Genomic DNA, 22624 nt, shown 5'->3' on the forward strand with positions numbered 1-22624 from the left:
AGGGTCGGGCTCGCGGGACGACCCGGGACGCGCGGTTCGCGCGCGTGCGCCCAAGCGACTTCGAGAAAGGCGGCGGCTGCATGCCGTTCGGCTCATTCACCATCCTGGACGCCGGCCCCTTCGACGGGGTGGACCCCGACGAGTTCGTCAGGGCGGCCATGCGGTGGCACTTCACTCCCGAAACCGGTTCCCGGTACTGGCTGGAACGGGTCGAGCGGCTCGGTTTCGACCCTCTCCACGACGTGCGGGGCGTGGCGGATCTGGCGCTCTTCCCCGACCTGACGGACGAACTGCGGGACGTACGGGTCTCCGACCTGGTCCCCCGCGGCTACGGCCCCCGGGCCCGGCCGCTGAACGTGTTCGACAGCGGCGGCACGACCGGGGCGCCCAAACGCGTCGTACAGATGGACGACTGGGCGCGGCACAGTACGCACCAGGTCACCCGCCGGCTCCAGGACCACGGCCTGCCCGTCGGTGCGCTGTGGCTGACCGTGGCGCCCACGGGCCCCCATCTCGTGGGCGATGTGCTGCAACGGGCCGCGGCAGACTTCGGAAGCCCCGCGCTGGGCGTGGACATGGACCCCAGGTGGGTCAAGAAGCTCGTCGCCGCCGGCCGCCGTGACGAGGTCGACGCCTACACCGACCATCTGGTCGAGCAGTGCCGGCGCGTCCTGCTCGGCCAGGACATCGGTGTCATCGCGGCCACCACCCCACTGCTGGAGCGCCTCGCCCGGGACAGCGATCTCGTCGAGGTCATCAACGCCAACGTCGGGGCGATCATCTGGGGCGGCACCCACATGGACCCCGACACTCGGGACCTGTTCAGGAGCGAGGTGTTTCCGGACGTGCCGGTGATCGGCATGTACGGCAACACCATGATGCTCACCGCACTTCTGGAGCGTCCCGGGCTCACGGCGTCGGACCCCTGTGTCTTCGACCCGGTCTCTCCCTACGTCTTCCTGAGGGTCGTCGATCCCGACACCGGCGACCAGGTGGCGCGGGGCGAGCGGGGACAGGTGGTGGTGAGCCACGTCAGCAGGGCCATGCTGATCCCCAACAACAGGGAGCGGGACACCGCACTGCGGCTCCGGCCGGCCGAGGGGCAGGCCGGAGACGCCGTCGCCGACGTCGCGCCGGTTCCCGCGGTCGCGGGCGAGACCGTGATCGAGGGGGTCTACTGATGCCCTCCTCGCGTACGACCGATCCGCTGTACCTCGACGCGCTGGGCCCTCGCGGCACCTACCGCACCCGGGCCCCGGAGACGGTGACGGACGTGACAGGCGCGGCCGTCGCACGGCTGAGCCTGGTCCCGCCGCTGTACGTGTCGCGGGCGATCGACGCCCTGCGCGAAGCCCCGCCGATCGCCGCCGCCGACCTCGACGCGATGTTCGCCACCGCGGGCGAGGTGTTCGCCTCCGGGACAGTGGGAGGCCTGAGCGTCCGGGAGTACGAACGCCTCGTGAGCCGGACCTCGGGCACGCCGCTCACGGTGGTGCGCGCCGCGACCCGGGGCACGGCGCGGTTCCTGCGGCATGCTCCCTCGTCCGCCGACCGCGGGAGGCCGCGCGGTGCCGCGCGCGACCTCGGCGATCCCGTCCGGCACGAGACGCACACGGTCTGGGCGCGCCGGGGCGAGGTGTTCGCCGTCAACGCGTCCGGCAACCACCCCGGCGTGCACCGTGGGTGGCTGGAGGCACTGGCGCTGGGCTATCGCGTGGCCGTCCGGCCGTCCCGACGCGAGCCCTTCACCCCGTACCGGCTCGTCGCCGCACTGCGTCAGGCCGGGGTCCGGGACGACCAGTTGATGCTGCTGCCCACCGACCACCCGACCGCCGACACGCTCGTCCACGGTGCGGACCGGGCCGTGGTCTACGGCGGCGACGACGTGGTGGCCAGGTACGCGCACGACGGGCGGGTCCTGCCGCAGGGGCCGGGACGGTCGAAGATCCTCGTCACCGCGGACACCGACTGGCGTGACCATCTGGACACGCTGGTCTCGTCCGTCGCCGGTGAGGGCGGAACCGCGTGCGTCAACGCCACCGCGATCCTCGTCGAAGGCGATCCTGGCCCGCTCGCCGAAGCGGTCGCGGCTCGGCTGGCCGTCCTGCCCAGTCTTCCCCCGCAGGACGAGAGGGCACGTCTGCCGGTCTGTCCGCTGGAGCGGGCACGAGCCCTCAGCGCCCATCTGCGGAGGGTGGCGGCCGGGACGCACCCCTGGCTCGGCGGTGAGGGAATCGCCGACGATCTGGGAGACGGCAGCGCCGTACTGCGCCCCGGTGTGCACCAGGCCACGAGTGCTCGATCCGCCCAACTCCGTGCCGAACTGCCCTTCCCCTGTGTATGGATCGCCCCTTGGACACGGGCGGACGGCCTGGCGCCGCTGCGCGACACGTTGGCACTGTCGGCGCTGACCCGGGACCGGGACCTGCGGGAGGCCCTCACGGCGGAGCCCTCGATCGCCAACGTCTACTTCGGCGATCAGCCGACCCACTGGATGGCTCCGGGTGTGCCCCACGACAGCTATCTGTCGGACTTCCTGATGCGGAGCAAAGGGGTCTCCGAAGGCCCGTCGTGAACAACGCCCGGCGCTCTCCTTCACGGCGTTCACGGCGGGTTCGGCCAGGCACGGCCGGGGCGATGGTCGTCGCCCCGGCCGTGCGGCGCTCAGTGGGGCAGCACCAGCATCACGGCCGTCCCGAGCGCCATCGCCCCCTCCCCCACGTGCCACGCCGGCGTCGCCGCCGCGGCCCGGCGCGCGGCGCTCACCGCCGATCGCAGCGCGGGCATGGGGCGGGTCAGCGACCAGAGCGCGTACGCCAGCAGACCGCACGCCAGCGAGAGCGTGCCCGCGGCACCGCCGTGAAGGGGAGCTGCCCCGAGGCCGTCGGGCCCGGTGAGGTGCGGGGCCGCCGTACCAGGATGGTCGTGCACCGGTCCCGTGCGCGGTACGCGCAGCATCCAGACCATCGCGGCCATCCCGGCCGCATGAGGCAGCCGGTGGGCCACTGCTGCCGTTCCCCCGCCGACGCGGCGGCCGAGCGGCAGCAGGAACCACACCGCGCCGGCGGTGAAGACACCGGTCGCGGCGGCAGCCGGCCCCGGGCCGAGAGCGATCCACGGCATCGCGGCCATGGACAGGGCCATGCTGGCCCGCAGCAGTCGGTCCGCCCGGACACGGAACCCGGTCCCTCTCATCCCGACGTCCCGCGCCAGCCCGTGGAGGAGGACCACGACGAAGAGCAGCGTCAGCATGCAGTGCACCAGGACGAGAGGGGTGCTCATGCCGGGTCCGTGCCCGGTCAGTTGGTGGGGCGCGGTGCCCGCAGGTGGGCGCGCTCCGCCAGTTCCTTCTCGTCGACCAGTTCCAGCATGGGCTTGCCCGGAGCGCACATCATGGTCACCACGAACCGGGTCCGCGCGTCCGGCAGCGCGTTGCCGTCCTGGTAGTGGATGGAGTCGCCGCCGGGCTCCCAGAAGGTGCCGCCGGCCTCCACCACGCGCTCGGGCTCGCCTTCGAGTTCGAAACGGACCGCGCCCTCGACGACGTAGCCGAAGGCGGGGCCGGAGTGCCGGTGCGGGGGTGTGCCCGGGTCGCCCGGTTCCCACTCGACGAGGATGGTCATGGCCGACGCGCCCTCCGCGATGGTGAGCGGCGCGGCGTCCTGGAGCACCTTCGCCGCCGTCATCCAGCCGGCGGCCCCTGCGTGATCACCGTGGCCGTGGCCGTGGCCGGAATGGTCGTGTGCTGTCGTGTTGTCCGACACGGTGTTGCACCTTCCGTAGGCGTGAACATTGTTCGACACCTCTGACCGGAGGACGAGCGCATCTGTGACATCTGCGGGCCTCCGGGTTGGACCGGCTTTCCCCGCGTCAACTGCGGCTCTTCAGCGCATCGGACGGGTACGGGAGCCAAGGGAGGGCCCCGGAGGGGCCGGGCACAGCGATTACCACCGTGTGAAGATGGAACGCGGAAGAGATAGCGTGAGCGGACAGGCCCACAGCGCGTACCTTTCCCTCGCACGTAGCATGATGGGCGCAGAGCCAGAAGGGACGACCCATGCGCGCTGGCGCCCACCCCGACACCTGGGACGGCGGACTCCAGGAGTTCGTCTCGGCACGACCGCGGCTGTTCGGCATCGCGTACCGCATCCTCGGCAGTGTCGTGGAGGCCGAGGACATCGTCCAGGACGCCTGGCTGCGCTGGCAGAACACCGACCGCGCGCAGATCCACGAACCGGTCGCATTCCTGACCACGGTCACCACCCGGCTCGCGATCAACCTGGCCCAGTCCGCGCGGGTACGCCGGGAGTCCTACGTCGGACCGTGGCTCCCCGAGCCGGTCGACACCACCCAGGACCCGCACCTGGGGGCGGAACGCGCCGAGGCCGTCGAGCTGGCGGTCCTGCTGCTGATGGAGAAGCTCAACCCGATCGAACGCGCCGCCTACGTGCTGCGGGAGGCGTTCGACTACCCCTACAAGCGGGTCGCCGACATCCTGGAGACCAGCGACGCCAACGCCCGGCAACTGGTCAGCCGGGCGCGCAAGCATCTGGGGGCGGAGCGCAAGGAGCGCGTCAGCCCGGCGGCCCACCGGCGGCTGCTCGAAGGCTTCCTCTCCGCCGCGCGCACGGGAGATCTCTCCACTTTGGAAGACCTGCTGACCTCGGACGTCGTCAGCTACTCGGACGGCGGCGGCATCCGCGGCGCGTCCAGGATCCCCGTCGTCGGCCGCGATCACGTCTCCCGATACCTGGCCGCCTTCGCGCCGCGCTTCTGGCCGGACACGCAGATCCGGTTCGTCCAGGCCAATGGCCGGGCCGCCGTGCTCGTCGCGCGGGACGAAGCCCCCGTGGCCCTGTTGTGCCTGGACACGTCCGAGGCGGGCATCGACCGGATCATGTGGGTGATGAACCCGGCGAAGCTGACGCCCTACGTGCTGTCCCTGGGAGCCTGACCCGCAGGTTCGGCGCAGCCCCTGGAGGGGCCGGCACGGTGCGGGGTCCGGTTCGCGGGAGCGGGGCCGACGCACGGGTCCGCGACCGCGACGGTCGTCGTCCAGTGCCTCCGCTGCCGCGTTCCGGTGGTCCACCGCCTTCCCGCCTTCGTGCGGCCGTTCGGCCGGCGCCGGACCGGACGCGGGCGTCGGTGTCACAAACGCCCGCTCCGCCCGGTCGTAGCTGGTGACCACCCCGAGCGATGGGAGCAATCGTGGTTGCCACCGAACAACGTCTTTCCACCGCGGTGCTGGTGATCGGCACCGGCGGAGCAGGCCTGCGGGCGGCCATCGAACTGGCCGAGGCAGGCGTCGACGTCCTCGCCGTCGGCAAGCGCCCCAAGGAGGACACCCACACCTCTCTCGCCGCCGGCGGCATCAACGCCGCCCTGGCCACGATGGACCCCGAGGACAGCTGGCAGCAGCACGCCGCCGACACGCTCAAGGAGAGCTACCTTCTCGGAGATCCCCGCACCGCCGAGATCGTCACCCGCGGCGCCGCCCTCGGCATCGACGATCTGGAGCGCTACGGCATGTCCTTCGCCCGGGAGGAGGACGGCCGTATCTCGCAACGCTTCTTCGGCGCCCACAAGTTCCGCCGCACCGCCTTCGCCGGCGACTACACGGGCCTGGAGATCCAGCGCACGCTCGTCCGGCGCGCGATCCAGCTGGACATACCGGTGCTCGACAGCGTCTACATCACCCGCCTCCTGGTCCACGACGGGGCCGTCTTCGGCGCCTACGGCTTCGGGCTGACCGACGGCAAGCGCTACCTCGTGCACGCGGACGCCGTCATCCTCGCGGCGGGCGGCCACACCCGGATCTGGCGGCGCACCTCGTCACGGCGCGACGAGAACACCGGCGACTCCTTCCGGCTGGCCGCGGAGGCCGGAGCCCGGCTGCGCGACCCGGAACTCGTCCAGTTCCACCCCTCCGGCATCATCGAGCCGGAGAACGCCGCGGGGACCCTGGTGAGCGAGGCGGCCCGCGGTGAGGGCGGCATCCTGCGCAACGCGCTCGGTGAGCGCTACATGTCGCGCTACGACCCCGTACGCATGGAGCTGTCCACGCGCGACCGGGTCGCCCTCGCCTCCTACACGGAGATCAAGGAGGGCCGCGGCACACCCAACGGCGGTGTGTGGCTCGATGTCTCGCATCTGCCCCGGCAGACCATCATGAGCCGCCTCCCCCGCGTCTACCAGACGCTCATGGACCTTCAGATGCTGGACATCACCCGGGACCCGATCGAGGTCGCTCCCACCGCCCACTACTCGATGGGCGGCGTGTGGGTCCGCCCCGAGGACCACAGCACGGACGTGCGGGGCCTGTACGCCATCGGCGAGGCCGCCAGCGGACTGCACGGCGCCAACCGGCTCGGCGGCAACAGCCTCATCGAGCTGCTGGTGTACGGCCGGATCACCGGACAGGCCGCCGCCGCCTACTCGGCCTCCCTGACCGCACAGCCGCGCTCGGCCGCCGCGGTCGCCGAGGCCCGGGGCGAGGTCGACGGCCTGCTCGCCGCGGACGGGCCCGAGAACGTGCGCGCGTTGCAGCGCGCCCTGCGCAACACCATGACCGAGTACGCGGGCGTGGTCCGTGACGAGGAGGGGCTGCGCACCGGGCTCACCGAGCTGGACGCCATCGACAAACGCATGGAGAACGTGGGCGTCCATCCCGACATCGCCGGTTTCCAGGACCTCGCCCACGCCTTCGACCTCAAGTCGGCCGCGCTGGCGGCCCGCGCCACGCTGGAAGCGGCTCTGGAGCGGCGCGAGACGCGCGGGTGCCACAACCGCAGCGACTACCCGGACATGGACCCCGCGCTTCGGGTCAACCTCGTCTGGTCCCCGGCAGGCGGGATCACCCGCGAGCCCGTCGGTCCTGTTCCCGACGAGATCGCGGCCCTGATGGAGGACGTCTCGACGGCCGGAAAACTCGTCGAATAGGAACCCTCCCTTCCTCCGGAACCCCAGAAGGTGTCACAGCACCGTTCGGTGCCCTGTCCTACCTCGTGCAGACAGCACACGTAAAACAGCGAAAGGAACGTTCCCATGAAGGTCGTAGTGATCGGCGGCACCGGACTGATCGGTTCGAAGGTCGTCAGCAGGCTCAACGAACACGGCCATGAGGCGGTGGCCGCCGCCCCGAACACCGGAGTCAACACCCTGACAGGCGAGGGCCTGGCCGAGGTCCTGGAGGGCGCGGCCGTCGTGGTCGACGTCTCCAACTCCCCCTCCTTCGCGGACGACGCCGTCATGGACTTCTTCCGTACCTCCACCACCAACCTCCTCAAGGCAGAGGCGAACGCCGGTGTCACCCACCATGTCGCCCTTTCGGTGGTGGGCACGGAGCGCTTGCAGGACAGCGGCTACTTCCGTGCCAAGCAGGCGCAGGAGGAACTGATCAAGGACTCCGGGATTCCCTGGTCGCTCGTCCACGCCACGCAGTTCTTCGAGTTCATGAAGGGCATCGCGGAGTCGGCCACCGAGGGAGACACCGTCAAGCTGGCCCCGGTGAAGATCCGGCCCGTTCACTCGGACGACGTGGCCGCCGTCGTGGGCCGCACCGCCGTGGGCGCGCCGGTCAGCGGTGTGGTCGAGGTGGCCGGCCCCGACACCTTCCAGCTGGACGAGCTGATCCGCAAGGGTCTGGCGGCCAAGAACGACCCGCGCACGGTCGTCGCCGACCCGCACGCCCCTTACTTCGGCGCCGAGTTGAAGGAGTCCACGCTGCTTCCGGGGCCGGACGCGCACATCGGCGACACGCGTTTCGCCGACTGGCTCGCCCAACAGCGATAGGGGCACCGTCCTGGGCCTGCTGTTCCACGCCGCGTGGAACAGCAGGCCCTTGCCTTGTCCGGAGCCGTGCGTCCACCGTCACGGCAGGACCCTTTCCCCAGCCCTGCCGATGACAAGGCTCCGCATTCGCTGTCACAGCACTCCGGTCGTCTCGGTCGTTGAGAGCGAGACGATCACCGGGTCCATGAGGGCCGCGTGGCCGTGTTCCGACGATCCGGTACCCGGAGGAATGGAGTCGACATGCATCCACAGGCATCCCCGACGGACAGCGACCTCGGCGAGGCCGTGTCCGCCTTCGTGGAACTGAGGCCCCGCCTTTTCGGTATCGCCTACCGCGTACTGGGCAGCGCGGCGGAGGCGGAGGACGTGGTGCAGGAGGCGTGGCTGCGCTGGCAGCGAACCGACCGTTCCGTGGTCCTCAGTCCCGCGGCGTTCCTGTCGAGCACGACGACGAGGCTGGCCATCAACGTGGCGCAGTCCGCCCGGGTGCGCCGTGAGACCTACATCGGTCCCTGGCTGCCCGAGCCCATCGACACCAGCCTCGATCCGGTGGCCGGCGCCGAGCGCGCCGAGGCGCTCGAACTGGCCCTGCTCCTCGTCCTCCAGAAGCTCACACCGACCGAGCGGGCCGCCTACGTCCTGAGGGAGGCCTTCGACTACGGCTACGCCGAGATCGCGCAGATCCTGTGCCTGACCCCGGTCAACGTAAGGAAGGTCGTCAGCAGGGCGCGCCAACACCTCGCGGGGGACGGGTGCGACAGCGTGGACGCCCAGGAGCACCGCCGGCTGCTCGACACCTTCGTCGCCGCGGCCCAGGACGGGGACGTGGCCTCGCTGGAGGCGCTGCTGACGCCCGACGCGGTCAGCCTGTCCGACGGCAACGGGCTGCGCGGCGCGGCACGCGTACCCGTCGTCGGCCGGGCCCGGGTGGCGAACCTGGCGACCGCATCCTCGCGGTTCTGGCCGGGGGTCGAGGTCGCGCCCGTGGAGGCCAACGGGCGTGGGGGCGTCCTGCTGTGCCGGGACGGCCGTCCCGAGGTCTTCATGACGATCGCTGCCACCCGCCGGGGGGTCCATCAGGTCCTGTGGCTGTTCAACCCCCGCAAGATCGCCGCCTTCCTCGCGTCCCGCACCCGCCGCGTCCCGCTGTCCGCGGACGCCGGGGTCACCGGGGTCACCGGGGTCACCGGGGTCACCGAGGTCACCGAGGTCACCGAGGTCACCGCGCCGGTCGGACTCACCCGGGAGACGGACCGTTCCAGCTACGCAGTTTGTCGGGGTTGAGGATCGCCCAGACCCGAAGGACCAGCGAATCGGCGATGTCGAGGGCGATGACCGCGGCGACCCGGTCGTCGCACCGGACGACGAGACCCGTACGTCCGTTGACCGATCCGGTGCGCAGGGTCACGCGCCGCTGCCCGGCCAGCAGCACCAGCAGGCTGCGGGCGACCTGCTCGTCGCCCCGGACGGGCCGGGTCAGGGCCCGGATCTTGCCGCCGCTGTCGAAGAAGGCCGTGGCGTCGGAGGCCAGCAGCGCCCGCAGTCGGGGACCGTCCTGATCGGTGCACGCCTGCCCCACGGCACCGGTGATCTCGTGCTGCCGGGCCGCCGGCGCGGGCCGCGCACGCAGCACCCGTCTTCTCAGCCGGGCCCACTCGACCGGTTCGGCGTCCTCGCCGTACGGCACCCGGGGTGTCCGGCTCTCCCACTCCTCCTCGGCCCAGGGCGCGGCCGGGGGCGTCAGGCACGCCTCCTCCACGACCCGGGTGAGCCAGGCCCGAGGGGCCGTCATCCGGACGCGCTCCGGATCGGTGAGGTGGTACCACCGCCGGTAGGCCTCGTCAACGACGCGTTCGGCCGCGACGCGGCCGCCGAGCGCGCGGCAGGCGACGTCCAGCAGATGCCGCCGCTCGTCGAGCGACTCGGCCAGCGGTACCGCGCCACCGACATGATCCATAGAGCGACCCCCACGCCGACGAGAGTTCGGAGCCGCAGCCGTCGCGACGGCCTGACCCGGACGTTACCCGCACCCGTCCCGACCGGGCTGGTCCACCGGGTGCCCGAGACTGAAGCTGCGGAATGATTTCACACCACACGGACGGTGTGCCACTCAGTGTCACGTGGTGACGGGGTGGGAGGCACCCGAGGGGTCCGCCATCCGCAGCCGGGCGGGAGGCGGGTACGGCAGCGCGGCGGAGTCCCGGGCACGCAGTCCGTCGAAGGCGATCTCCAGGAAACGCTGCCACGCGCGGGGTTCCCGGTCCAGCAGCGGCTGCGCCGTCTGATGGATGCCGCCGAGGAGGAGCACGATGTCCGTTCCGGTGATGTCGGCGCGGACGGCGCCCTGTGCTCTCGCCCGTGCCGTGAGGTCCTCGACGCTGTCGCAGAGCCGGTCGATCGCGTCCCGGACTTCGGCGTGCTGGAGCGAAGGCCTGCCGATGACCTCGCAGAACGCCCGGTCGGCGGCGAGCAGTCCGATCCCGTGCGCCATGAAGTCGCGTAGCGCACCGCCCGCGTCGGCGGCGCGCAGAAGCCGGTCCGCCGTGCCGAGCAACCGGTCGAGCAGTTGCATCATGATGGCCGCCAGCAGGTCGTCCTTCGTCGGGAAGTGGCGGAAGACGGTGCCTTTGGCGACGCCGGCCCGCTGGGCGATCTCGCTCATCGGCACGTCCACCCCGCACTCGGCGAAGGCCTCGGTCGCCGCCCGTAGGAGCAGCCGTCGATTGCGGACGCTGTCCGCCCTGCCCGGCTCTGCCACTGCTCTGTCACCTGCCTGCATGGGTCACAACGTTAACACTGAAGATGACTTGATGGTCAGATTCAGTGTTACGCTGTCACAACATGACCCTTCGGTCACTTTCCCGGCCGTCCCGTCCTCCCCATCCGGACGACGGCCTGCCCGCCTCACTCGCGGCCCCACCTCTCAGGAGATGACATGTCTTCCACTCTCGACCCCAAGGTCGCCCTCGTCACCGGCGCCTCGTCCGGCATCGGCAGGGCGACCGCCCTCGCACTGTCCAAGGCGGGAGCCACCGTCGCCGTCGGTGGCCGCAGGACCGACCGGCTCGAAGCACTGGCCCAGGACGCTCCCGGCGACGTACTGGTCCTGGACATGGATGTCAGCGACCCCGAGTCGGTGCGCAAGGCCGTCGACGCGACCGTCGAACGGTTCGGCACCCTGGACATCGTCGTGAACAACGCCGGCGTCATGCTCACCGGACCGGTCCTGGGCGCCGACCCGGCGGAGTGGACCCGCATGGTGAAGACCAACCTGCTGGGCTCCATGTACACGGTGCACTCCGCGCTGCCCCATCTGCTGCGCTCCCACGGTGCGGTGGTCCAGATCTCCTCGACCTCGGGCCGCGTCTCCTCGGCCGGCGCCGCGGTGTACTCCGCGACCAAGTTCGGGATCAACGCCTTCGCCGAGGCGCTGCGCCAGGAGGTCACCGAGCAGGGGGTACGCGTCGTCGTCGTAGAGCCGGGATTCGTCTCCACCGAGCTGGCCGACCACATCACGGACCCCGCCGGACGTGCCGCGGTCAGGACCATGGCCGAGTCGATGCGGACCCTTCAGCCCGAGGACATCGCGGCAGCGGTGGTCTACGCCGTCACACAGCCCGATCACGTCGCGGTCAACGAGATCCTCGTGCGCCCCACCGACCAGTCCCGCTGATCCCCCACGGGGCGGCGACCGCCGTCCCGCGCCCTCCTCCGGGCGGGGTCCGTGCACACGCCCGGCCGTCACAGCCGGGCGCCCCGCGCGGTCTGAGTTCGGGAGGCACACGCCGTGCCTCCCGAACCACACCCGGCTGAGAGGCACAGCATGAACTCGCGCATCGTCACCGTGGCCGAAGGAAAAGGGCTCGCGCGTTCCGTGGCGATCGGTCCGCACCGACTGACGGCCGACGAACCGGAGCCCGACGGCACCGACACCGGCCCCACCCCGGGCGAACTCCTCCTGGCCGCGCTCGGATCGTGCGCGTCCATGGCGGTACGGGCCTCCGCGCGGCGTCACGCGTGGCCGCTGGAGCGGGTGGACGTCGCGGTCCGGTTCGACGCCCAGGGGCGGGTGGTCAAGAACGTCGGCCTCGTCGGGGAGCTGACCTCCGCCCAGCGGGATCAGCTGCTCGCGGTCGCCGGACGGTGTCCCGTGCACCGGCTCCTCGCCAAGGAGCTCACGATCGTCACGGTGCCCACGCTGCTCGCGGAGCCCGAACCACTGCCGTGACGCGGGATGCGGGCACAGACGTGGGGTGCGGCACCCGCTTCGAGCCCAGGTGCCGCACCCCACGTCGCTCGGCCGATCCGTGTGCGGTCGGCCGGTGGTCCGTGCCGGGCACGGACCGTGGATGGTCAGGCGGTGGCCTGCGCGGCCTCGTTGATCAGGCGGGCCACGTCACCCGGGCGCGAGACGCTGACCGCGTGGGAGGCGGAGATCTCCATGACGGTGGCCTCGGCCCGCTGGGCCATGTAGGTCTGCACCTGCGGGGGGATGTTCCGGTCCTCGTCCGCCACGAGCACCCATGACGGGATGTCCCGCCACGCGGGCGCGGACGCGCCCTCCGCCAGTGCGGCATCGGTCACGGGCCGCTGCGTGGCGGCCATGACGGCCGTGGTCTCCTCCGGGACGTCGGCGGCGAACTGCTGGTGGAACTTGGCCTGTTGGATGTACAGGTCCGTGACCTTGCTGCCGTCGGGCAGGGTCACCGGCACGGGTCGCAGCGTCTCACCGAGGGTGCTGCCGGGGAACTTGCCCGACAGGCTGACGGCGCTCTCGCCCTCCTCCGGCAGGAACGCCGCCACGAAGACGAGTGCCTTGACCTCGGGCAGCCCCTTGGCCGCGCAGCTGATGACCGATCCGCCGTAGGAATGGCCGACGAGGACGACGGGGCCGTCCAGGGACGTCACGAGTTGCCGGACGTAGTCGGCGTCGGTGGTGAGTCCGCGCAGCGGATTGGCGGCGGCGATCACCGGATAGTCGTGCGCCAGCAGTTTGCCGACGACGCCGTTCCAGCTGGAGGCGTCCGCGAACGCGCCGTGCACGAGGACGATGGTGGGCTTGGGTCGACTCATGGGAGTGGCCTTTCGACTTGTCAGGGGACGGGGACGATGCGGTCGTGTGAACGGTGTCAGTCGGTTCCCAACGCCTTGCGCAGGACGTGGACGGCCTGCTCGATCGCGGCGGTCGAAGCCTGCGTGCCGCGGACCGGGTTCAGCATCATGAAGTCGTGCAAGGACGCGTTGTAGCGGATGCTGGTGGTCGGCACCCCGGCCTGGACGAGCCTGCGCGCATAGGCCTCGCCCTCGTCGCGCAGTACGTCGTTCTCGTCCACGACGACGAGCGCCGGCGGCAGATCCCGGAGGTCCTCCAGCGTGGCCCGCAGCGGCGAGGCGGTGATCTGGGCACGCTCGGCCGGATCGGTGGTGTAGGCGTCCCAGAACCATTCCATGGCCTTGGCCGTCAGATGGGGGCCGTGGGCGAAGGTCCGGTAGCTCTCGGTGTCCTGGGCCGCGTCGGTGACGGGGTAGTACAGCGACTGGTGCACGAAGGTCACGTCGCCCCGCTGCTTCGCCATGTGGGTCAGGGCGGCGGTCATGTTGCCGCCGACCGAGTCACCGGCGACGGCCAGGCGGGAGGCGTCGAGCCCTTCGCCGGCCCCCTCGGCGGCGATCCAGCGGGCGGTTGCGTAGGCCTGCTCGATGGCGACGGGGTATCTGGCCTCCGGCGAGCGGTCGTACTCGACGAAGACCAGTGCGGCGTTCACCCCCACGGCCAGCTCGCGCACGAGCCGGTCGTGCGTGCTGGCGTTGCCGAGGATCCAGCCGCCACCGTGCACGTAGAGGATCACGGGCAGCGGGCCGACGCTGCCCACGGGCTTGACGATGCGCACCCGCACGTCGCCGACCTCCGCCGGGACGGTCAGCCACTTGTCGTCCACGTCGGGCTTCTCGACGGGCTGCGCCTGCACATCGTCGAGCAGCTTGCGCGCGCCTTCGACCCCGAGCTCGTACAGCAGTGGCGGCTTGGCGGTCGCGTCGGCGAAATCCTGCGCGGCGGGTTCGAGAACGATGTCGCCCATGGTGTGTTCCTTCTCTGACGATGTGGACTTTTCACACCATGGGACCAGGTCGACGGCGTACCTGTGACACACGAAGGCCCCGGACCGATCGTGTCGGTCCGGGGCCGGGCAACGGGACGTGGCTAGGGAGCGGACACGCCGGGCTTCGGCAGCGGCTCTCCGTCCACGTAGAGGTCGACACGCTCGTTGTAGAAGGCCGCCAGGCCCGCGATGCGGTTGGCGTGAATGGTCGGGAAGTCGTACGCCCAGACGATGTCCTCGTGGGCGGCGGCACCGCCGTCGAACGACCAGTAGCCGCTCGTCGTGCCCTTGTACGGGCAGTGGGACACGGTGTCCGAGCTCCGCAGCCGGGTCCAGTCCACATGCGCACGGTCGAGGTAGTAGCGGGTCGGCAGGCCGGTCTCGAACAGCTTGACGCAGGACGGGGCATCCGCCAGGACGACACCCTCCACCTCGACGCGGACGCTGCTGGAGGAACGCACGGCGTCGACACGCGAGTACGGGCTCCTGGGGTGCACGAAGACCGGTTCGTCCTCCTCGAACCAGTGGTCGATCGCCGCCCACTCGAAACGCACGGTGTCCCTCAGCGGCGCCGGTGCGTCCTTCCCCCACACCCAGGCGGCACCGGGCCGGGAGTCCTCACCCACGGACAGCGTGTGCCGGCGGGCGGTGCCCGCTCCGTGCCGCTCGGTGAACCCCTCGTCGTCGAGGACGCCGTCGACGAGGTCCCGCACCGGGATGCTGAACTGCGGATAGGCCTGCCACTCCCAGACGTACAGGGCCCGCCGGGTGTCGAAGACGGTACGTCCGTCGATCACGCCCCTGATACGGCGGGGCACGGGCTCCACGTGCCCGACGGGAACGAGGAAGCTGGGATGCAGAACACTTTCGGTTTCCATGGTCATCACCTAGGTCGGTCGGATGATTCGTGCCCGTTTGGGCCGGCCGGAGGGACGTGAAGGCCGAGGTCGGCCGCGGTCCGTCACGCCGTCCGCCGGGACGGACCGCAGTGGTTCGCTCCAGGGGACGGCACTGCCCTGAACAGGGCTCATTTCGCTGTCACAGCGGGCGGCGAAGGCCGGTCTGTGCGGGGAGACGGCCCCCGCGACAAGGAGATCACACCGTGAACGCGCATACCCATTATGACAACAACACTCTTGACGGCAACACTGTGACCCGTACGTGCACATCGATCACACCGTCATCGGGGGCCGAGCCCGGCGGCAGCCGAGCCCGGTAGCGGGCTCGGCCTCGACACCGGTACGCCCCGGTCGCGCCCGCCCGGAACCGCGGCCCCATCCCCCACCCGTTCCTTCGCCGGAGGATCAGCATGTCCGCCCTCCCCCTGCTCACTCCGCTCCGACATGTCACGACCGACGTGCTCGACGTCGCCTACTACGAGACGGGCTCCGCCGACGGTGACACCGTCGTCCTTCTGCACGGTTTCCCCTACGACATCCACAGTTACGTGGACGTGGCCCCTCTGCTGGCCGAGAACGGGTTCCATGTCGTCGTCCCTCACCTGCGGGGACACGGCCCCACCAGATTCCTCTCCGACTCCCTCCCCCGCTCCGGTCAGCAGGCGGCCCTGGGAGCCGACGTCATCGCGCTCCTCGACGCCCTCGGCATCGAGCGGGCCTACCTCGCCGGCTACGACTGGGGCGGTCGCGCGGCCACGGTCGCCGCGGCGCTGTGGCCCGAGCGCGTCCTCGGACTGGTGTCGGTCAACGGTTACCTGATCCAGGACATCGGCGCCGCCATGAACCCGATCGCTCCCGAACGGGAGGCGGGCTTCTGGTACTTCTACTACTTCCTCACCGAGCGCGGCCACGCCGGCCTGGCAGCCGATCCACGAGGGGTCGCCCGGGTCATCTGGAAGCGGAACTCCCCCGTGTGGGCCTTCACCGAAGCCGACCTGGAGCGGGCCGCGCAGGCCTTCACCAATCCGGACTACGTCGACGTCGTGATCCACTCCTACCGCCACCGGCTCGGTCTGGCACCGGGAGCGGAGGAGTACGCCGCCCTCGAGGCACGCCTCGCCGGTCTGCCCCCGGTGACCGTCCCCACGGTCACCCTGGACGGCACCGCGGACGGGAACTTCCCGGCGACGGACGGTGCGGCCACGGCCCACCACTTCACCGGCCCCCGCCTGCACCTCCAGGTGGCGGACGCCGGCCACAACCTGCCGCAGGAGCGCCCCGAGGCGTTCGCCGCGGCGGTGCGGGACGTACGGGCCCTGCACCGCGGACACCCCCGCCGCGACTGCCTCTCGCGCTGACCTTCGGTGCCGTATCGCCGTGCGGACGTCACATCGGCGCGTGTCCGCCGGTCACATCAGGTGAGGGCGGTCTCGCGACGGCCCGGTCGGGCCCGCGGCGGCCCTTACCGCTCCAGGAAAGGAACAGCCATGTCGTACCCCTATCCGGAACAGAAGTACTTCGGAGACGCCGGGGAGGTCAGCGCCGTCTTCCGGCCGGCCACCACCCCGCCCGACCTCGGCGAGGACGGACCGGGGAAGGACGCCACCCACTACCTCGCCACCACCGCGACCACACGGGGCGAATTCGGGCTCTACCGCGTCGAGATGCGGCCGCGCGCGGGCGGCCCGAAGACGCACTACCACAAGCGGATCTCCGAATCGTTCTACATTCTCGACGGCACCGTGCGCATCTTCGACGGTGCACGGTGGGTGGACGCCCGCAAAGGCGACTTCCTGCACGTGCCCCAAGGCGGGCTGCACGCCTTCCGCAACGACTCCGACGAACCCTCGGACATGCTCCTGCTGTTCACACCGGGAGCGCCGCGTGAGGAGTACTTCGAGCAGGTGTCGACGCTGGCGCACGCCTCGGAGGAGGAGCGTGCCGCGTTCTTCGACCGGCACGACTCCTACTTCGTGGAGTAGGTCCGCCCAGCGGGAGCCCGTGTCCCTGTCCACCCCATGCCTTCAGGAAGGCCGCCATGAGTGACCCGTCCCGGCCCACCGTTTCCCTGACGAGCAGTGAGCTCGACCAGCTTCCCGACCGTGACCGAGAGGAGACCGCCGAGTGGCGGGCCTCCCTGGACGCCGTCGTACGGAACGCCGGACCCGAGCGGGCGGTGTACCTGATCCGGCGGGTGCACGAGTACGCGGCGCGCTCCGGCCTGTCCGTACCGGGGCTGCTGAACTCGGACTACGTCAACACCGTCCCGTCGACCGCGCAGCCCGCGTTCGACGGCGACCTCGCCATGGAAACCAGGATCACCGCGCTGAACCGCTGGAACGCGGCGGCGATGGTCACCCGCGCCTCCCGGCTGGGCCTGGGCGGCCACATCTCCACCTACGCCTCGGCGGCCTGGCTGTACGAGATCGGCTTCAACCACTTCTTCCGGGGCAAGGACCAGGACGGCTCGGGCGACCAGTTGTTCCTCCAGGGGCACGCTTCGCCGGGCATCTACGCCCGGGTGTTCCTCGAAGGCCGCCTGACCGAGCGGCAGTTGGAAGGCTTCCGGCGCGAGGCGGGCGGTCACGGCCTCCCGTCGTACCCACACCCCCGACGGCTGCCATGGCTGTGGGAGTTCCCGACCGTGTCCATGGGCCTCGGCCCCCTCGGCGCGATATACCAGGCCCGTTTCAACCGCTATCTGCGGGCCCGCGGCATCAAGGACACCTCCGCCTCGCACGTGTGGGCGTTCCTCGGCGACGGGGAGACGGACGAACCGGAGTCGACGGCCGCTCTGTCGCTGGCGTCTCGTGAGGGCCTGGACAACCTCACCTTCGTGATCAACTGCAACCTCCAGCGCCTGGACGGACCCGTGCGGTCCAACTCCAAGATCGTGCAGGAGCTGGAGGCGCGGTTCCGCGGAGCGGGCTGGAACGTGGTCAAGGCCCTGTGGGGCGAGGCCTGGGACCCGCTGCTGACCCAGGACCGCACCGGCGACCTGGTGCACCGCCTGGGTGAGGTGCCCGACGCACAGATGCAGACCCTCGCCGCCCGGGACGCCGCCTACATCCGTAAGAACTTCTTCGTCGGAGACGCCCTGTCCGCGGTCTCCGCCTCCCTGAGCGACGCCCAGGTGCTGGAGCTGTTCGCGAACTCCCGTGGCGGACACGAGCCGTTGAAGGTGTACGCCGCCTACCGGGCCGCCCTGGAGCACCGGGGAGCGCCGACGGTGATCCTCGCCCAGACGGTCAAGGGGTACACGCTCGGGTCGGCGTTCGAGTCCCGCAACGCCAACCACCAGATGAAGAAGCTGACCCTGCCGCAGTTCCGCGAGATGCGCGACCTGCTGGAACTGCCCATCCCCGACAGCGCGCTCGCCGGTGACGAGGTCCCTTTCTGGCACCCGGGAGAGAACTCGCCCGAGGTGCGGTACCTGCACGAGCGGCGCGCCGCACTGGGCGGTCCCGTCCCCGCACGGCGCGTCGTCGCCAAGCCGCTGCCGGAACCCCCCGCCAAGCCGTTCGAGGCGCTGCTCAAGGGCTTCGGCAACCAGGAGGTCGCCACCACCATGGCGTTGGTCCGCCTGGTCAAGGACCTGATGCGGGACGGCCGGACCGGCGCCCGCTGGGTGCCGATCGTCCCCGACGAGGCCCGCACCTTCGGCATGGAGTCGATGTTTCCGACCGCCGGCATCTACTCGCCCCAGGGCCAGACCTACGACCCCGTCGACGCCGACCAGCTGCTGCACTACAAGGAGAGCGAGACCGGGCAGATCCTGATCGAGGGCATCACCGAAGCGGGCTCCGTCGCCGAGTTCACCGCCGCCGCGACCTCGTACGCCACCCACGGCGAGCCGATGATCCCCTTCTACATCTTCTACGCCATGTTCGGATTCCAGCGCACCGGCGACCAGTTCTGGGCCCTGGCCGACCAGATGGGCCGCGGGTTCGTCGTGGGCGGCACCGCCGGACGCACCACCATGACCGGTGAAGGTCTCCAGCACGGTGACGGCCACTCGCACCTGCTGGCCGCCACCAACCCGGCTGCCGTCGGCTACGACCCGGCCTTCGCCTTCGAGATCGCGGTCATCGTCCGCGACGGCCTGCGCCGGATGTTCGGGGACCGACCCGAGAACGTCTTCTACTACCTCACGGTCTACAACGAACCGAAGCGCCAGCCGCCCCTGCCGGAACTGCCCGGCGTCGAGGAGGGCATCGTCCGCGGTCTGTACCGGCTCCGGCCCGGCGACCCCGCCGTCTCCGGACCCCGGCTCCAGCTCCTGGCCTCCGGCACCGCCGTCCACTGGGCACTGCGCGCCCAGGAGCTGCTCGCCGCCGACTGGAACGTGCGGGCCGACGTGTGGTCGGTGACGTCCTGGACGGAGCTGCGCCGGGACGCGATGGACACCGACACCGCACGCATGCGCGGCGAGACTCGGATGCCCTTCGTGACCGAGGCACTCTCCGGCGCGCCCGGCCCGGTCCTCGCCGTCAGCGACTGGATGCGTCAGGTCCCCGACCAGATCAGCCAGTGGGTCGAGCAGGACTACTTCTCGCTCGGTGCGGACGGATTCGGCCTGTCCGACACCCGCGAGGACGCACGGCGCTCCTTCGGTCTGGACGCCGAGTCGATCGCCGTGACGGCCCTGGACCGCCTGGCGCGGACCGGGCACCTGCCCCCACGGACCGTCCACCGGGCACGGAGCCGCTACGGCCTGGACGCCTGAAGAAGTCGTACGACGTCATGACGGTTTCCGTGACCCGGCGCGTACTTGCCGAGCCCTTGGCCGGGGGCGCCACGGGACGCGCACCTCGTCCGCCCGCGGCCCGACGCGAGGGCACGGCCCTGGGACTCACCCATGGTGTGACCAGCGGCGCGATGGAGTTGTGTGGCCGAAGACCGCATCTATACGCTCACAGCCGGGGGTGTTCATGGAAGGCAAGAATCCGGGCTCACTGTGGGGGCGGGAGAGCGAGCGCGCGGTCCTGGACCGGCAGTTGGCCAAGGTGCGGGACGGCCAGAGCGCTGTCCTGGTGCTGCGGGGCGAGGCCGGCATCGGCAAGTCCGCGCTGCTGGAGTACATGGCCCACAGCGCGGACGGTTGCAGAGTGGTGCGCGGGGCGGGAGTCGAAGCCGAGATGGAGCTGGCCTTCGGCGGTCTGCACCAGCTCTGCGCGCCGTTCCTCGACCACCTCGGGCACCTCCCCGATCCGCAGCGAACCGCCCTGGAGACCGCCTTCGGTCTCAGCGCGGGCACTCCCCCGGACCGGTTCCTCGTGGGACTGGCGGTCCTCAGCCTGCTCGCCGACGTCGCCCAGGAGACGCCGCTCATCTGCCTCGTCGACGACGTGCATTGGCTCGACCGCGTCTCCGCCCAGATCGTCGGGTTCGTCGCCCGGCGGCTGATGGCGGAACGGGTCGGGCTGATCTTCGGGGTCCGCGAGGCCGACGGGGAACGCGCGCTGCAAGGGCTGCCCGAGCTCACCCTCGGGGGTTTGAGCGAGCCCGACGCCCGCGCGCTGCTTGCCTCGGTGCTTCCCGGCCGGTTCGACGAGCCCGTCCGCAGCCGCATCCTCGCCGAGGCCCGCGGCAACCCGCTGGCCCTGCTGGAACTGCCCCACAGCTCCAGTGCGGCCGAACTCGCCGGCGGATACGCCTCGCCGTCGATGCGGCCACTGGCCGGCAGGCTCGAACACAACTTCACCCTGCGTGTCGAGGAACTGCCCCCGCAGACACGGCGGCTCCTGCTGCTCGCGGCGGCCGAGCCCGTCGGCGACGTCTCCCTGCTCCACCGCGCCGCCGACCTCCTCGGTCTGTCCATGAGCGAGGCCTCCCCCGCGCTGGCCGCGGGCCTGCTCGAAATGCGCGCACGGGTCCAGTTCCGGCACCCGCTGGTGCGTTCGGCCGTCTATCGCGCGGCGGGACTGGCCGAGCGCCGCGAGGTGCACCGGGCCCTGGCCGAGGCCACGGACGCACGGTCCGACCCCGACCGCCGCGCCTGGCACCTGGCCCGCGCGACGGCGGAGCCCGACGAGGCCGTCGCGGACGAACTGGTGCGCTCGGCCGACCGCGCCCAGGCGCGCGGCGGCATCGCCGCGTCGGCGGCCTTCCTGACGCGGGCGGTCGAGCTGACGCCCGACGCCGACCGCCGCCGGAGCAGAGCGCTGGCAGCGGCCCGCGCGAAGTACCTCGCCGGAGCGTTCGACGCCGCGCTCGAACTGCTGAACGTCGCCGAGATGGACACCCTCGACGACCTCCAGCACGCCCAGGCCGGCCTGCTGCGCGGACAGATCACCTTCGGCTCCCGCAGTGCCGGTGCCACCGTGCCGCTGCTGCTCGCGGCGGCCCGGCAGTTCGAGCCCCTCGACGCGGGCGTCGCACGCGAGACCTACCGCGACGCCTTCTACGCGGCCCTCACAGCAGGTCGTATCTCCAGCGGACCCGGGCTCGAGGAGGTCGCCCGGTCCGCGCGCACCGCACCGCAGACGGCCCACCCCGGCCCGACCGACCTCCTGCTCGACGGTCTGGCCGCGGCCACCACGGACGGCTACGCGGCGGGCGCCCCGCTCCTTCGCCACGCGCTGAGCACCCTGCGCTGCGGAGGCTTCACGGCGGAACAGTCGCTGGGCTGGCTCCCCTTCGCCTGCCGCATGGCCCACAACGTGTGGGACTTCGACAGCTGGAGCTCGCTGTCCGCCAAACTCGTCCGGCTGGCCCGCGAGACCGGAACGCTGTCCGTGCTGCCCTCGGCCCTCCTGCTTCGCCTGGCGAACCGGGTCTTCGCCGGCGATCTGGCCGACGCCGCCTCGCTCGCCGCGGAAGCGGTGACGATCGGCGAAGCGACCGGCAGTCATTTCCTGGCGCACTACGGGGCGCTGGTGATCGAACCCTGGCGGGGGCGCGAGACGGAGACATTGCGGGCGATCGGGACGATCACCGGCGACAGGACCCTGAGCGGCGAGGGGAAGTCACTGACGGCGCCCCAGTGGGCGCTGGCCGTGCTGTACAACGGCCTCGGGCGGTACGAGGAGGCGCGCGTCGCCGCGGAGAAGGGCTGCGCGTACCCGCAGGAGCTGGGGCTGGCCCTCTCCTCCCTGCCCGAGCTGGTGGAGGCGGCGGCCCGCAGCGGACGGCGCGACCTCGCCGTCGAGGCCGCCGACCGGCTGTCCGCCATCGCCCAGGCCAGCGGCACCGCCTGGGCGGCGGGCACCTCCGCGGCCGCGCGTGCCCTGGTCAGTGAGGGCGAGGCGGCCGACGCCCTGTACCGGGAGGCGATCGCCCGGCTGGAGAGCACACAGGTGCGGACGGCGTGCGCCCGCACCCGGCTGCTCTACGGCGAATGGCTGCGCCGCGAGGACCGCCGCACCGAGGCACGGGATCAGCTCGGCCGCGCTCACGAGATCCTCGACCGGGCGGGCGCCGAGGCCTTCGCCGAGCGTGCCCGACGGGAGCTGGAGGCCACCGGGGAGACGGTGCGCAGCCGCACGCCGGGCACCGACGAGGCGCTCACCCCGCAGGAGGCCCAGATCGCGCGGCTGGCCGGGGAAGGACTGACGAACCTCGAGATCGGCGCGCAGCTCTTCCTCAGCCCGCACACCATCGAATGGCATCTGCGGAAGGTGTTCACGAAGCTCGGGATCAAGTCCCGCAGGCAGTTGGGCACCGCGCTGCCAGGAGGCGCGGCGACCTCCGCCTGACCCCGTGGGCAGCGCCCCCGACAGGGCCGCGCGCCGTCGACCATGGCCCTGGGTACACCTGTGCGCCCTCCGCCGACCCTCTCCTCAGCACGTCTCGCACGGGCCTCTCCGCCGGCCACGCCCCCGGACGGCCCCG

At 71.4% G+C, this 22624-nt stretch carries 19 protein-coding genes; 12 read left to right on the top strand and 7 right to left on the bottom strand.

The window, feature by feature from the left end; all coding sequences use genetic code 11:
* The first annotated feature begins 80 nt into the window (after positions 1-80).
* Both ACIRB1_RS14960 and ACIRB1_RS14965 read left to right on the top strand, forming a co-directional pair.
* On the top strand, positions 81-1181 hold the full coding sequence (locus tag ACIRB1_RS14960; protein ID WP_403465805.1) for a phenazine antibiotic biosynthesis protein: 1101 nt from the start codon (positions 81-83) through the stop codon (positions 1179-1181).
* Positions 1181-2575 carry an aldehyde dehydrogenase family protein gene (locus tag ACIRB1_RS14965; protein WP_403465806.1) on the top strand — a complete coding sequence of 465 codons (1395 nt, stop codon included), beginning with the start codon at positions 1181-1183 and terminating at the stop codon, positions 2573-2575. Before ACIRB1_RS14960 ends, ACIRB1_RS14965 begins: the two co-directional genes overlap by 1 nt.
* Positions 2576-2664: 89 nt before the next feature.
* On the opposite strand, the gene ACIRB1_RS14970 is transcribed toward ACIRB1_RS14965, so the two are convergent.
* Positions 2665-3282 carry a DUF5134 domain-containing protein gene (locus ACIRB1_RS14970; protein ID WP_352181707.1) on the bottom strand — a complete coding sequence of 206 codons (618 nt, stop codon included), beginning with the start codon at positions 3280-3282 and terminating at the stop codon, positions 2665-2667.
* Between the two features lie 17 nt (positions 3283-3299).
* On the bottom strand, positions 3300-3686 hold the full coding sequence (locus ACIRB1_RS14975) for a cupin domain-containing protein (protein WP_403466205.1): 387 nt from the start codon (positions 3684-3686) through the stop codon (positions 3300-3302).
* A 371-nt stretch (positions 3687-4057) separates the two neighbouring features.
* On the opposite strand from ACIRB1_RS14975, the gene ACIRB1_RS14980 reads away from it, so the two are divergent.
* The 4 genes from ACIRB1_RS14980 (at position 4058) to ACIRB1_RS14995 (ending at position 9075) form a co-directional block, all read left to right on the top strand.
* A complete protein-coding gene (locus ACIRB1_RS14980; protein ID WP_352181706.1) occupies positions 4058-4954 on the top strand; it encodes an RNA polymerase sigma-70 factor in 897 nt (298 codons plus the stop codon).
* Between the two features lie 242 nt (positions 4955-5196).
* Positions 5197-6939 carry an L-aspartate oxidase gene (locus ACIRB1_RS14985; protein WP_403465807.1) on the top strand — a complete coding sequence of 581 codons (1743 nt, stop codon included), beginning with the start codon at positions 5197-5199 and terminating at the stop codon, positions 6937-6939.
* A 105-nt stretch (positions 6940-7044) separates the two neighbouring features.
* The gene (locus tag ACIRB1_RS14990; protein ID WP_403465808.1) at positions 7045-7791 is read left to right on the top strand and encodes an SDR family oxidoreductase; all 747 of its coding nucleotides are present in this window, start codon (positions 7045-7047) and stop codon (positions 7789-7791) included.
* Positions 7792-8031: 240 nt separating this feature from the next.
* Complete coding sequence (locus ACIRB1_RS14995) at positions 8032-9075, top strand: sigma-70 family RNA polymerase sigma factor (protein ID WP_403465809.1); 1044 nt, start codon at positions 8032-8034, stop codon at positions 9073-9075.
* Here ACIRB1_RS14995 and ACIRB1_RS15000 read toward each other — a convergent pair.
* On the bottom strand, positions 9029-9748 hold the full coding sequence (locus tag ACIRB1_RS15000) for an RNA polymerase subunit sigma (protein ID WP_403465810.1): 720 nt from the start codon (positions 9746-9748) through the stop codon (positions 9029-9031). The two genes, ACIRB1_RS14995 and ACIRB1_RS15000, sit on opposite strands and share 47 nt — an antisense overlap.
* 159 nt (positions 9749-9907) lie before the next feature.
* The gene (locus tag ACIRB1_RS15005; protein WP_403465811.1) at positions 9908-10549 is read right to left on the bottom strand and encodes a TetR/AcrR family transcriptional regulator; all 642 of its coding nucleotides are present in this window, start codon (positions 10547-10549) and stop codon (positions 9908-9910) included.
* A 177-nt stretch (positions 10550-10726) separates the two neighbouring features.
* Here ACIRB1_RS15005 and ACIRB1_RS15010 point away from each other — a divergent pair, with 177 nt between their 5' ends.
* Together ACIRB1_RS15010 and ACIRB1_RS15015 are read left to right on the top strand one after the other, a co-directional pair.
* Entirely contained in the window at positions 10727-11464 is a 738-nt protein-coding gene (locus ACIRB1_RS15010) for an SDR family NAD(P)-dependent oxidoreductase (protein ID WP_403465812.1), read from the top strand.
* Positions 11465-11614: 150 nt separating this feature from the next.
* Complete coding sequence (locus ACIRB1_RS15015; RefSeq protein WP_352181699.1) at positions 11615-12019, top strand: OsmC family protein; 405 nt, start codon at positions 11615-11617, stop codon at positions 12017-12019.
* A 125-nt stretch (positions 12020-12144) separates the two neighbouring features.
* On the opposite strand, the gene ACIRB1_RS15020 is transcribed toward ACIRB1_RS15015, so the two are convergent.
* The 3 genes from ACIRB1_RS15020 to ACIRB1_RS15030 all read right to left on the bottom strand — a co-directional run bounded on the left by ACIRB1_RS15020 (position 12145) and on the right by ACIRB1_RS15030 (position 14770).
* Positions 12145-12864: an alpha/beta fold hydrolase gene (locus ACIRB1_RS15020; RefSeq protein ID WP_403465813.1), complete on the bottom strand. Its 720-nt coding sequence runs from the start codon at positions 12862-12864 to the stop codon at positions 12145-12147.
* 56 nt (positions 12865-12920) lie between these two features.
* Positions 12921-13871 (bottom strand): alpha/beta hydrolase, encoded by a 951-nt coding sequence (locus tag ACIRB1_RS15025; RefSeq protein WP_403465814.1) that lies wholly within the window; start codon positions 13869-13871, stop codon positions 12921-12923.
* Positions 13872-13993: 122 nt separating this feature from the next.
* Positions 13994-14770 (bottom strand): DUF427 domain-containing protein, encoded by a 777-nt coding sequence (locus ACIRB1_RS15030; protein ID WP_403465815.1) that lies wholly within the window; start codon positions 14768-14770, stop codon positions 13994-13996.
* A gap of 431 nt (positions 14771-15201) precedes the next feature.
* On the opposite strand from ACIRB1_RS15030, the gene ACIRB1_RS15035 reads away from it, so the two are divergent.
* From ACIRB1_RS15035 to ACIRB1_RS15050, 4 genes are all read left to right on the top strand, one after another.
* Complete coding sequence (locus tag ACIRB1_RS15035) at positions 15202-16149, top strand: alpha/beta fold hydrolase (RefSeq protein ID WP_403465816.1); 948 nt, start codon at positions 15202-15204, stop codon at positions 16147-16149.
* A gap of 129 nt (positions 16150-16278) precedes the next feature.
* On the top strand, positions 16279-16773 hold the full coding sequence (locus tag ACIRB1_RS15040; RefSeq protein WP_352181694.1) for a cupin domain-containing protein: 495 nt from the start codon (positions 16279-16281) through the stop codon (positions 16771-16773).
* 56 nt (positions 16774-16829) lie between these two features.
* Positions 16830-19517 carry a pyruvate dehydrogenase (acetyl-transferring), homodimeric type gene (gene aceE, locus ACIRB1_RS15045; protein WP_403465817.1) on the top strand — a complete coding sequence of 896 codons (2688 nt, stop codon included), beginning with the start codon at positions 16830-16832 and terminating at the stop codon, positions 19515-19517.
* A 205-nt stretch (positions 19518-19722) separates the two neighbouring features.
* Positions 19723-22488, top strand: coding sequence for an ATP-binding protein (locus tag ACIRB1_RS15050; RefSeq protein ID WP_403465818.1), 2766 nt, complete (start codon positions 19723-19725; stop codon positions 22486-22488).
* Positions 22489-22624 lie beyond the last annotated feature (136 nt).

Origin of the sequence: Streptomyces sp. NPDC096013 (assembly GCF_044763565.1) — a bacterium.
In the GTDB taxonomy this organism is placed as follows: Bacteria; Actinomycetota; Actinomycetes; order Streptomycetales; family Streptomycetaceae; genus Streptomyces.

Coding starts and splice junctions, on each gene's coding strand:
- ACIRB1_RS14960 (WP_403465805.1), top strand. CDS start 81: ATGCCGTTCGGCTCATTCACCATCCTGGACGCCGGCCCCTTCGACGGG.
- ACIRB1_RS14965 (WP_403465806.1), top strand. CDS start 1,181: ATGCCCTCCTCGCGTACGACCGATCCGCTGTACCTCGACGCGCTGGGC.
- ACIRB1_RS14970 (WP_352181707.1), bottom strand. CDS start 3,282: ATGAGCACCCCTCTCGTCCTGGTGCACTGCATGCTGACGCTGCTCTTC.
- ACIRB1_RS14975 (WP_403466205.1), bottom strand. CDS start 3,686: ATGACGGCGGCGAAGGTGCTCCAGGACGCCGCGCCGCTCACCATCGCG.
- ACIRB1_RS14980 (WP_352181706.1), top strand. CDS start 4,058: ATGCGCGCTGGCGCCCACCCCGACACCTGGGACGGCGGACTCCAGGAG.
- ACIRB1_RS14985 (WP_403465807.1), top strand. CDS start 5,197: ATGGGAGCAATCGTGGTTGCCACCGAACAACGTCTTTCCACCGCGGTG.
- ACIRB1_RS14990 (WP_403465808.1), top strand. CDS start 7,045: ATGAAGGTCGTAGTGATCGGCGGCACCGGACTGATCGGTTCGAAGGTC.
- ACIRB1_RS14995 (WP_403465809.1), top strand. CDS start 8,032: ATGCATCCACAGGCATCCCCGACGGACAGCGACCTCGGCGAGGCCGTG.
- ACIRB1_RS15000 (WP_403465810.1), bottom strand. CDS start 9,748: ATGGATCATGTCGGTGGCGCGGTACCGCTGGCCGAGTCGCTCGACGAG.
- ACIRB1_RS15010 (WP_403465812.1), top strand. CDS start 10,727: ATGTCTTCCACTCTCGACCCCAAGGTCGCCCTCGTCACCGGCGCCTCG.
- ACIRB1_RS15015 (WP_352181699.1), top strand. CDS start 11,615: ATGAACTCGCGCATCGTCACCGTGGCCGAAGGAAAAGGGCTCGCGCGT.
- ACIRB1_RS15020 (WP_403465813.1), bottom strand. CDS start 12,864: ATGAGTCGACCCAAGCCCACCATCGTCCTCGTGCACGGCGCGTTCGCG.
- ACIRB1_RS15025 (WP_403465814.1), bottom strand. CDS start 13,871: ATGGGCGACATCGTTCTCGAACCCGCCGCGCAGGATTTCGCCGACGCG.
- ACIRB1_RS15030 (WP_403465815.1), bottom strand. CDS start 14,770: ATGGAAACCGAAAGTGTTCTGCATCCCAGCTTCCTCGTTCCCGTCGGG.
- ACIRB1_RS15035 (WP_403465816.1), top strand. CDS start 15,202: ATGTCCGCCCTCCCCCTGCTCACTCCGCTCCGACATGTCACGACCGAC.
- ACIRB1_RS15040 (WP_352181694.1), top strand. CDS start 16,279: ATGTCGTACCCCTATCCGGAACAGAAGTACTTCGGAGACGCCGGGGAG.
- aceE (WP_403465817.1), top strand. CDS start 16,830: ATGAGTGACCCGTCCCGGCCCACCGTTTCCCTGACGAGCAGTGAGCTC.
- ACIRB1_RS15050 (WP_403465818.1), top strand. CDS start 19,723: ATGGAAGGCAAGAATCCGGGCTCACTGTGGGGGCGGGAGAGCGAGCGC.